The sequence below is a fragment of the Novosphingobium sp. CCH12-A3 genome, assembly GCF_001556015.1.
Taxonomy (GTDB): domain Bacteria; phylum Pseudomonadota; class Alphaproteobacteria; order Sphingomonadales; family Sphingomonadaceae; genus Novosphingobium; species Novosphingobium subterraneum.
The window spans coordinates 1-9761 of record NZ_LSIA01000065.1; the positions used below are offsets into that span (position 1 = coordinate 1).

The following is a 9761-nucleotide window of genomic DNA, read 5'->3' on the forward strand; positions in this document are numbered from 1 at the left end:
CCACACCATCGCATTCTTTCGATGCCATCATATCGATCCAACGCCTTTGCTTCGGACTGCTTATGAGTTCCGGCCGACGCCCATTACATCGACTCGGTGCAGGCGGCAGGATCGCAGTTCCTACTGGTGCTGGTCCCCGATGCTTCGTCACCGTAAGATTGCAAAGGTCGACGGTACCGGCGAATGTTCCCGGAATCCTGGTGGGGCGGATATCGGTTCGCCTGGGTTCGAAGTAGCCGGTGGTCGTGGCGACGATCGTGTTCTGTCTGCGCGCCATCATTCGGTGCTTCTGGTCTCCTGCCTCGTCGTGTGCCGGGCGTTCATGCCGCCGTCCAGCTGGCTCACTGCTTCATGCGGATGACCTTTATGGACCTGCGGGTGCGAAAGTAGGCCCGATTTGTCCGGCAGTCTCGCTTCGGTAATGGCATAACCCTTCTGTCGATCGGCACACCGAAACCGGTGGAGTCCGCCGCCTGCAAGACGCACAATGCCGCGATGACCAGCAAGACTTACACACCTGTCGTCATGACCAAGTCCGGACCGGTTCGGGGACGCATTAATGATGGCGTAGCGACTTATCTGGGTCTGCCATATGCTGCTCCGCCAACCCGTTTCGAATTACCGACATGTCCGGCAGGCTGGACCCAGGTGCGCGATGCCAGCGAGCGCGGACCGACAGCCCCTCACACGGTGCGTCCGTTCCCGAACCTTGATGTCGTGCCGCTGGTAGGGACCGGCAGCGACGGCAGTGACGGCGATTACCTGCGTCTGAACCTCTGGGCACCTGATAACGCCAAGGATGCACCGGTGATGTTCTGGGTCCATGGCGGCGGCTTTGTCGTCGGCAGCAAGGATGCTCCGATCAGTGACGGCACCGCATTCGCTCAATCGGGTGTCATTTGCGTCGCGATAAACTACCGCATGGGCATTGACGGGTTCCTTCCAGTCCCCGGCGCACCGACCAATCTTGGGCTGCGCGACATGCTGTTCGCGTTGCGTTGGGTGAAGAACAACATTGCTGCCTTTGGTGGCGACCCTTCGAACGTGACCGCATTTGGCGAAAGTGCCGGGGCAATGGCAATTGCGAACCTGGTAACGTCGCCTCTGGCAAAAGGCCTGTTCAGGCGCGCGATCATTCAGAGCGGGCATGGCGCGATGGTCCGGGCTATCCCGGTTGCACAGCGACTCGTGCGCAAGCTCGCTCGATTGCTGGGGGTTTCACCCGATGCAGATGGCTTTCGCAGTGTTTCGCACGTTTCCGCAATGGCTGCGCTGGAAAAGGTCGCCAAGCCGGCATCCATCGACCTGCGTGACAGTGACGGCTTCGAGCCGGTCTTCGGCATCAGTCGCTTCATTCCGGTCTGGGGCGACGATGTGCTCCCGCTGAAGCCGATCGAAGCTTTGCGGCAGGGAGCCGGCGCAGAAATCGAGATCATGATCGGCACGAACGCCGAGGAGATGAACCTCTATTTTGTGCCAACCGCGGTGCGCGACAAGATCCCCGGCCCGCTGGCATGGTGGTTGCTCTCGCGGTCGCTGCCGAATGCCCGCCGGGCGCTCAAGGCCTACGGATGGGGGCAGAAAGGAGTGCGCCCCGGTGTCGCGATGACTCGCGCGATGTCGGACCTCGTCTTTCGTTGGCCTGCGCGTCAGTATGCGTCCGCCCATCGTGGTCGAACCCACATGTACGAGATGGAATGGCGCTCGCCCGCTTGCAGCGGCGAACTTGGCGCCTGTCATGGGATCGAGCTTCCCTTCGTGTTCAAGACCCTCGATATCGCGACAGGACCTGCAGGCCTGGTTGGCGAAGCGCCGCCGAGCGAACTTGCCGACAGGATTCATTCGATCTGGGTGAACTTTGCGACTGATGGGACTGTGCCTTGGCGCCACTGGAACGGGGACCGGTTGGTCTATCAGTTGGCAGCGGGAGACACGAACGTCGAACCACCGATGGCGGCAGCTCATTTCCTTCGAGATTGAGAGAGATCGCATGTACCTTGAAAAGCTGCGGCTGGATGGCCGAACCGCCTTTGTTACGGGCGGTGCACAGGGCATTGGCCTTGCCAGCGCGCATGCGCTGGGTGAAGCCGGGGCTCGCGTGACGATTGCGGATCTGGACCGCCAGAGGCTGCAGCAAGGTCTTGATGCACTGCGCGAGGTGGGTATCCAAGCGACAGGTTGCGAGTTGGATGTGACCAACTCGCTTGCCGTGCAGCAGGCAGCAGATGCCATGCTTGCGCGCGAAGGGCGCATCGACGTTCTTGTGAACAATGCCGGTATCGCGCGGAGCGACACGCCTGCCGAGGATGTTGCCGACGAGCACTGGTTGAACGTGCTCGATGTGAATCTCAACGGGAGCTTCTGGTGCGCCCGGGCTTTCGGCCGGCACATGCTCGATGCAGGTTGCGGCAGCATCGTCAACGTCGGGTCGATGAGCGGGTTCATCGTCAATCGCCCGCAGCCGCAAAGCTATTACAATGCATCGAAGGCCGCCGTGCACCAGCTCACGCGCAGCCTGGCGGCAGAATGGGCGAACCGGGGCGTGCGCGTGAACGCCGTTGCTCCGACCTACATAGCAACGCCGCTCAACGCTTTTGCCGACAAGTCCGGGGAAACGTACCGCCGTTGGATCGACGGCACTCCCCAAGGGCGCTTGGGCGAACCTGCGGAGGTAGCGGCAGTCGTGCTGTTTCTTGCTTCCGACATGGCCTCTTTGCTGACTGGAAGCATCGTCATCGCCGATGGGGGCTATACCTGCTGGTGAGCGCCATGGCGTCGTCGTGCAAAGCCTGTCTGACGATCGGCACAGTCCGAAAACCTTTCATATAGGTCTGAAGGCTGTCATACAGGTCGCAGAGAAAAGAGACAGGACAGGCAGAGGACCTCGACATGCTTTCACTTCGCTACGCCATTCTTGCAGGTACCGCAGCCGTTTCGGCGCTTGGCCCGGTCCAGGCACATGGGCAGACGCAAGCTGCTGGGACTGCCGCTGGCGAAGGTTCGGCTGAAATCGCAGCCGATGCCTCGATTGTGGTCACGGCCCGCAAGCGGGCAGAGACGATCAAGGACGTCCCGGCTGCCGTCACGGCAATCACGGGCGATGTTCTGGCTGAGCGCGGGCTTAACTCGGTTCGCGAAGCAGCGGTTCTTTCGCCCGGTCTCAATATCAACAGCGACGGCGCGGGGCGTGCGTTCGTGGCCATTCGTGGCGTTGGTGTCACCCTTGTCCAGTCGGTCCAGCCCGGTGTCGGCCTGTTCGTCGACGGCATCTATCGGCCCAACACCGCGTACCTCAACAATCCCCTGGTCGACGTCGAGCGCATCGAAGTACTGCGCGGACCGCAGGGAACGCTCTACGGCAAGAACACCTTGGGCGGCGCGATCAACGTGATCACCCGACAGCCGGGCAACGACCTCTCGGTGCGGGCGAGCGCCAGCTATGCCGGGCCCGACAACCAGTTCATCGCGGCCGGTTCGGTATCGTCACCCCTGCTCCGAGATCTGCTCTCGGTCCGCATTGCCGCATCGCACCAGCAGCAGGACGGGTTTGCCCGCAACACGCTGCTCAAGAAGGATGGCAACCCGCTCAACAGTGACTCCGTCAACGCAACGCTGCGGTTTACACCGGGCGTCGCCGAATTGACCGTGAACGGCTATTACGACTGGATTGACTCGGTCAACATTCCCTACTCGCGCGTCAGCGGACCGCAGGCCCACTCGCGCGATCTGACCTTCAACACACTCAACCAGGTCAAGTACAAGTACCGCGGCGTGAACGCCAGGCTTGCGGTGCCAATCGATGCGTTGTCGAGCAGACTGACCCTGATCGGCGCGTGGGATGCGCGTTCGGCAACCAACGTCGAAAGTGATGTGGACTTCGGCCCGGGCGACTTCGCGCGGGCGAAGGGCGGCGACGAACTGCGCACCAAGACGGTGGAAATGCGCCTCGACAGCGACATCTCCTCGACCCTTTCGACATTGGTTGGCGTGTTTTACAGCCGCGAAGAAGCTGACGGTGTTGACGCGACGACGCTGTTCCCGGCCTTCACGCGCCTCCCATTTGCGGTGGTCCGGAACACGATCAACTCGACGCGAGCGGACACGTACGCGGCTTTCGGCACGGTGTTCTGGAAGCCGAACAGCGACTGGGAAGTCGCACTGGGCCTGCGCTATGATCATGAAAACCGTGTCGCCAATGGGTCGATAATCACAGTGCTCGGCCCGCTTGGTTCGACAGGCGGCGCGTTGCCCGCAGCGCGCATCAAGTCCGACGAATGGCAGCCCAAGCTGACGGTCAAGCGCAACTGGTCGTCTTCGCTGATGACTTATGCATCGGTCGCGCGCGGCTATCGCGGCGGCGGCTTCAATGCGCCCACGGCTCCCACCCGCACGTATCGCGGCGACAGCGCCTGGACTTACGAACTTGGTGCCAAATATGCTGCGGCCGATGGCAGCAGCGGTATGTCCGGGGCGGTATTCTACAACGATTACAAGGATTACATCGGCCTCAATTCGATTGCGCCGGCGGCCGGTGGCGGGCTTGTCACGGTGGATCTCAACACTGGCAACGTCGAAAGCTACGGCATTGAACTGGAAGGTTTCGTGCGTCCGGTGCCGGCTTGGTCGATCCGTGGCGGGCTTACCCTGATGCACGCGCGGCTTACCGACACCTCGGCCTACACGCAGACGACCGGACGGCGCCTCGCCTCGGACCGCCTGACCTTCCAACCTGACTGGTCCGCCAATCTGGCGACGGATTACACCATCGATCTCGGCAAGGACCAGTTCGTTCTCGGCGCCAATCTGACGGGCAAGGGCAAGCGCCTCGCCGCGACCCTGAACCAGACCACCCCGACGACGCTCGACGGGTATTGGCTGGTCGGAGCATCGGCCACCTACCGCGCCGGTCCGATCGAGGTTTCTGCATTCGCCAGCAACCTGTTCAACAAGGGCTATTGGGAAAGCTACATCGAACGCACCACTTTGCAGCTCGCAGGGCTCCCGGCATCGGACCTCGGGATCATGGGCGATGCAAGACGCTACGGTATCCGTATTGGCATGAAGTTCTGAAGATGACCGAGGTCACTTCATTCGAAGGGCGACGCCCACCGCCTGACGGGTTCCTGTCCGGACTGGAAGAACGCTTTGGCGATCAACTCCAGACCGGACAGGCGATCCGCGAGCAGCATGGATCGAGCGAATCCCATTTCGTAAAGATGGTGCCCGACGCAGTGGTATTTGCGCAGGACAAGCAGGACGTCATCGATCTGGTGCGGTTCTGTGCAGCGGCAAATGTTCCCATAGTGCCGTTCGGCGCAGGGACGTCCATCGAAGGCAACGCCGCGGCACCCTTCGGGGGCGTCTCGCTCGACATGTCGCGGATGAACCGGATCATCGCGGTCAACGCTGCCGATTTCGATTGCGTCGTCCAGCCAGGGGTGCGGCGCGAAGAGCTCAACCAGCACTTGCGCGACCAGGGCCTGTTCTTTCCCATCGATCCGGGCGCCAACGCCACGATCGGCGGCATGGCCTCGACCCGGGCATCGGGCACGAATGCTGTGCGCTATGGAACGATGAAGGACGCGGTACTGGGTCTTGAGGTTGTCACCCCGCAGGGCGAGGTGATCCGTACCGCAAGACGGGCTCGCAAATCCGCAGCGGGTTACGATCTCACTCGCCTGTATGTGGGTTCAGAGGGCACGCTCGGTATCATTACCGAGATCAACCTGCGTCTCCACGCCATCCCCGAGGCCATTTCCTCTGCGGTGTGCAGCTTTGCGACGCTGGAAGGTGCGGTCGAGACGGTCGTCCAATCGATCTATTGCAGCGTCCCGCTGGCACGCGTCGAAATTCTCGACGCTCTGCAGATGCGGGCCGTGAACCGCTGGTCGAAGCTCGACTATCCCGAAGCACCAACGCTCTTCTTCGAGTTCCACGGCACACGGGCGCATGTCGCCGAACAGGTCGCGACCGTCGAGGCACTCGCAAGTGCCAACGGCGGTGGCGACTTTGCATGGTCCGACAAGCCGGAGGAGCGTTCGCGCCTGTGGCGGGCGCGCCATGAAGCCTATTATGCGGCGATAAACCTGCGGCAGGGAGCGGTGGGCTGGGCAACGGACGTCTGCGTGCCGATGAGCCGCCTCGCCGAGTGCATGCTCGAGACGCAAAAGGACCTATCGCAGGCCAGTGTGCCGGCAACGATCCTGGGACACGTTGGCGACGGGAACTTCCACGTGGTGTTCTCGCTGGATCCGGATGCTCCGGATGAGCTTGTCGAGGTTGAAGCCATCAATCGAAGGCTTGTCGAGCGCGCGCTTGCCATGGACGGCACTTGCACAGGCGAACATGGCATAGGCCTCGGTAAACAGGACTGGCTAGTCGCCGAACTCGGCAATGCAGTGGAGCAGATGCGCCTGATAAAGCGTGCGTTCGATCCGCAGAACCTGCTGAACCCCGGGAAGATCTTTACCCTGTGACCGAGGCATTGTCTGGGCCAGCCGAACGTTCCTTCCATCCGGCCCGGCCACGACACCGGATCGCGCTGCTCGCGCTTGCAGTGGCCATGGCCACCGGCAACATGGCCATGGGCCTGTTCAGTGCGGTGCAGGAGCAGGCAAAGGCGGAACTGGCGCTGAGCGATTTCCAGCTCAGCCTGCTGAGCGGGCTGGCGGTGTCCATTCCCTTGGCCATTCTCGCGGTGCCGGTTGGCCTGATAGTTGATCGTGGAAACCGAGTTAGGCTCCTGTTGTGGACGGCGGTGGCCTGGACCACCGGCACGCTGTTGACAGCGGTTGCCGAGAGCATGCCGGTCCTCTTCACCGCAAGAATGCTGGGCGGCGTGGGCGCGAGCGTTTCGACGACCATTGCCATTTCCCTCGCATCGGATTTCAGCCTGCCTGCCAACCGTGGCCGTTCGCTGCTGCTGCTGACCGTTGGCAAGTACGCTGGAACGGCGCTCGCCTTTTCACTGGGAGGGTGGCTGCTCGGACACTTTCTCGCTCACGGGGGATGCGCTGGCCTTTCGGCCTGGCGCAGCGCTCACTTGGCGGTTGGCGTACTGAGCGTCGTTCTGCTGTTGCCACTGGCGCGATTGCGTGAACCTTTGCGACAGGAAATGGCGGCCGCTGCAGGCCGCTCGGTGAGCGAGACTCTGCGCGAGCTGGCGGCGTATCGACGTTTTCTCGCCCCCTTGTTCCTTGGCCAGATCGGCGTGATGATGGCCGATGCGGCAGCGGCGGTCTGGGCAGCACCTGTCCTGTCCCGCACTTACGCAGCATCGCCCCAGGAGTTTGGCAGCTGGTTGGGCGCCGTGATCTTCGGGGCCGGTATTCTCGGCTCCCTCGCAGGCGGTTTCGCTGCCGACGCGGGACTGCGCAGCGGTCGGCGCGGGGGCATCCTTACTGGTGCCGTTTTCGGTTCCCTGCTCGCCCTGCCTGCAGCCTTTTTCCCGATCGCACCAGATACCGGCGTGTTTGCCGCATTGATCTTCTTGTTGCTGCTTGGCGGCACGATTACCGGCCTGGTGACCGCCACCACGCTTGCAGTCCTCCTGCCCAACGACCTGCGCGGGCTGGCGATCGGGGTGTTCATGGCACTGGGCGGTCTGGTCGCCTTCGGCATGGCGCCGACGCTCGTGACCGTCGTCAGCACTGCGCTGGGCGGGGAAGGGCGGATCGGCCTAGGGCTGGCGATACTCGGCTTCGGGGCAAGCGCTACGGGATGTGCGGGGTTCATCATCGCGCGACACCGGGCGCCGCCACCTGTAAGATAGCTGTTGCAAAACCTATCATATAGGTTATGTCGACTCCGAGGAGTTCGCCATGAAAGAGCAGGTCCACGTCTCGCACGAAATGATCACGCTGGTGGGGCAGGGGGTCTGCCCTGATACCCGGCTACCCGAGGGATGGATCGCCTACCTGTTCCGGTGCGGTGGCGAGGGCAAGTCGGACCTGCTGCATTACCGCGAAGCGCTGGCAGAGGGGGAGATCGAGGATTCGGTTCTCGTGTTCTTCGTCGCAGCCTCGGCCTGTGAGCGACTTTTTGAGGCAAGGCCGCAAAAGGCAGCAACATGGCATTTGCCCAGCAGGCTTCTGGCCTTGGCAAATTCGATCATCCACTGTGAGGCTACTGGCGAGGCGGCAACCACGCTGCGCCTTGCCCGCAGTATCGAACTCCTGTGTCAGATCCATGTGGCTTTCGAAGACGGGGCGACGCTGGTCCCGGTGGAGCGCGACAGCGGATTCAGCGAACTGGACGTCGCGCGGATCGCGATGGCACGGCGGTCTCTCGATCAAAGCTGGCACGAGAAACTGACAATTGCTCAGCTTGCGCGGATCGCCGGCATCAACCGTGACAAGCTCGTGCGCGGCTTCCATGAAATTTACGGCACGACGATTGCTCAGGCCCTGACGGAGCGCAGATTGGCGGAGGCACGGCAAATGTTGTTGTCTTCGCAGCTGCCGGTTTCCACAATCGCGTACCGGTGTTCCTATCTCAACAACGCGTCGTTCACCCGCGCGTTCAACCGCCGCTATGGCATTGCCCCGTCTGAACTGCGCCGCCAGGGGATTGCAGCATGAAGGCCGGCACATTGGTTGACAGCGCGGCCGAAGCTGTGCGCGAATACATCCGGGCGCATGGCCTGAAGGTCGGCGATGCGCTCCCCGCCGAAGGCGCGTTTGCAGCAGAACTGGGCGTCAGTCGTCCGGTGATGCGTGAGGCATTTCACGCTCTAGCAGCCTTGAAGATGATCGACGTGGGGAATGGCCGCCGCGCGCGCGTCGCGGCGATCGACGGTTCGGTCATGGCCGCCTCCATCGGTCACGCGGTTTCCACGGCTCAGGTCTCTCTGGTCGACGTTTGGGACGTACGGCGCACGCTGGAACTTCGCACGGCCGAACTTGCCGCTGCCAACCGTTCCGACGAGCAGGCATCGCAGATCCTGAGGGCGGCACGTGAACTTGAGCATTTTCGTGACGAGAACGAAAGAACCCGGGCCGACACCCGCTTCCACCAATTGATCGCTCTTGCCAGCGGCAACCAGCTGTTCTTCCAGATTGTCCGGTCGTTCGAGCAGATGATGCTCGTGGCGATACCCAAGGCTTGGGCAGGACGAGTGACCTCTGAGGACCGCGAAGAATCTCTTGTGCTGCATCGGGAGGTTGCTGAAGCAATTGCCGCCCGGGATCCGGAACTGGCGCGCGTGGCGATGGAATCCCATTTCGCCCGGTCGATCGGCGACCTGTTCAGACAAGAATCCTGATTGCGAGACGTCAGGTACAAGGCACTGATTCCACCCTTCATGATTTTTCTGGGCAAGGCTACAGGCTGAGTATTGTTTTCGGCCTTTGCGAGAGCGCCCGACCGCTGGTTGCTATCAGTTTGAGGGCCAGCGTGTCATCGATGGCGTGGAAGTGAACGCCCTGAGATGGGCGGATCCACCACACGACTCCCCCCCGAGGGCCAGTTGCTTTGGCTTGCACAGGTGGGCGAAGGACTTGTCAGCGGTATGGAACACACCTCTTGGGTTTCACGATGAGGCTCGATTGTACCACTCCAACCGTGCGATGAGGGCGCGGCGCGGGATGGGACGATCCGCTTCTAACCCTTCCCACTTCTCGATCCTGTTCGAGGCGTGAGCAAACGATAGCTTTGGTTCAAACCCACCGTTCGTCGGGATCGCCGCGGACGGCAACGGTCCACCAAAGCACGAACCCGCTCCGCGGGAGAGTCGCTTGGGGTGCCGTAGCGTAGTATTGTTC

Annotated in this window: 7 protein-coding genes; all 7 read left to right on the forward strand. The window is 62.1% G+C overall.

The features are described from left to right. The first annotated feature begins 495 nt into the window (after nt 1-495). Nucleotides 496-1980: a carboxylesterase/lipase family protein gene (locus AX703_RS04695; protein WP_062342998.1), complete on the forward strand. Its 1485-nt coding sequence runs from the start codon at nt 496-498 to the stop codon at nt 1978-1980. A 10-nt stretch (nt 1981-1990) separates the two neighbouring features. Beyond that, complete coding sequence (locus tag AX703_RS04700) at nt 1991-2764, forward strand: SDR family NAD(P)-dependent oxidoreductase (RefSeq protein WP_062342990.1); 774 nt, start codon at nt 1991-1993, stop codon at nt 2762-2764. Between the two features lie 125 nt (nt 2765-2889). Further along, nucleotides 2890-5070 carry a TonB-dependent receptor gene (locus AX703_RS04705; protein ID WP_062342992.1) on the forward strand — a complete coding sequence of 727 codons (2181 nt, stop codon included), beginning with the start codon at nt 2890-2892 and terminating at the stop codon, nt 5068-5070. Between the two features lie 2 nt (nt 5071-5072). Beyond that, a complete protein-coding gene (locus tag AX703_RS04710; protein ID WP_062342994.1) occupies nt 5073-6476 on the forward strand; it encodes an FAD-binding oxidoreductase in 1404 nt (467 codons plus the stop codon). An 86-nt stretch (nt 6477-6562) separates the two neighbouring features. After that, complete coding sequence (locus tag AX703_RS04715) at nt 6563-7771, forward strand: MFS transporter (RefSeq protein WP_082734412.1); 1209 nt, start codon at nt 6563-6565, stop codon at nt 7769-7771. Between the two features lie 79 nt (nt 7772-7850). After that, the gene (locus AX703_RS04720; RefSeq protein ID WP_197423618.1) at nt 7851-8579 is read left to right on the forward strand and encodes an AraC family transcriptional regulator; all 729 of its coding nucleotides are present in this window, start codon (nt 7851-7853) and stop codon (nt 8577-8579) included. Continuing rightward, nucleotides 8576-9262 (forward strand): FadR/GntR family transcriptional regulator, encoded by a 687-nt coding sequence (locus tag AX703_RS04725; RefSeq protein WP_039335572.1) that lies wholly within the window; start codon nt 8576-8578, stop codon nt 9260-9262. Before AX703_RS04720 ends, AX703_RS04725 begins: the two co-directional genes overlap by 4 nt. Nucleotides 9263-9761: the final 499 nt, after the last annotated feature.

What these genes read in the sequence shown, in the direction of transcription:
- AX703_RS04695 (WP_062342998.1), top strand. Translation starts at nt 496, where the DNA reads ATGACCAGCAAGACTTACACACCTGTCGTCATGACCAAGTCCGGACCG.
- AX703_RS04700 (WP_062342990.1), top strand. Translation starts at nt 1,991, where the DNA reads ATGTACCTTGAAAAGCTGCGGCTGGATGGCCGAACCGCCTTTGTTACG.
- AX703_RS04705 (WP_062342992.1), top strand. Translation starts at nt 2,890, where the DNA reads ATGCTTTCACTTCGCTACGCCATTCTTGCAGGTACCGCAGCCGTTTCG.
- AX703_RS04710 (WP_062342994.1), top strand. Translation starts at nt 5,073, where the DNA reads ATGACCGAGGTCACTTCATTCGAAGGGCGACGCCCACCGCCTGACGGG.
- AX703_RS04715 (WP_082734412.1), top strand. Translation starts at nt 6,563, where the DNA reads ATGGCCACCGGCAACATGGCCATGGGCCTGTTCAGTGCGGTGCAGGAG.
- AX703_RS04720 (WP_197423618.1), top strand. Translation starts at nt 7,851, where the DNA reads ATGATCACGCTGGTGGGGCAGGGGGTCTGCCCTGATACCCGGCTACCC.
- AX703_RS04725 (WP_039335572.1), top strand. Translation starts at nt 8,576, where the DNA reads ATGAAGGCCGGCACATTGGTTGACAGCGCGGCCGAAGCTGTGCGCGAA.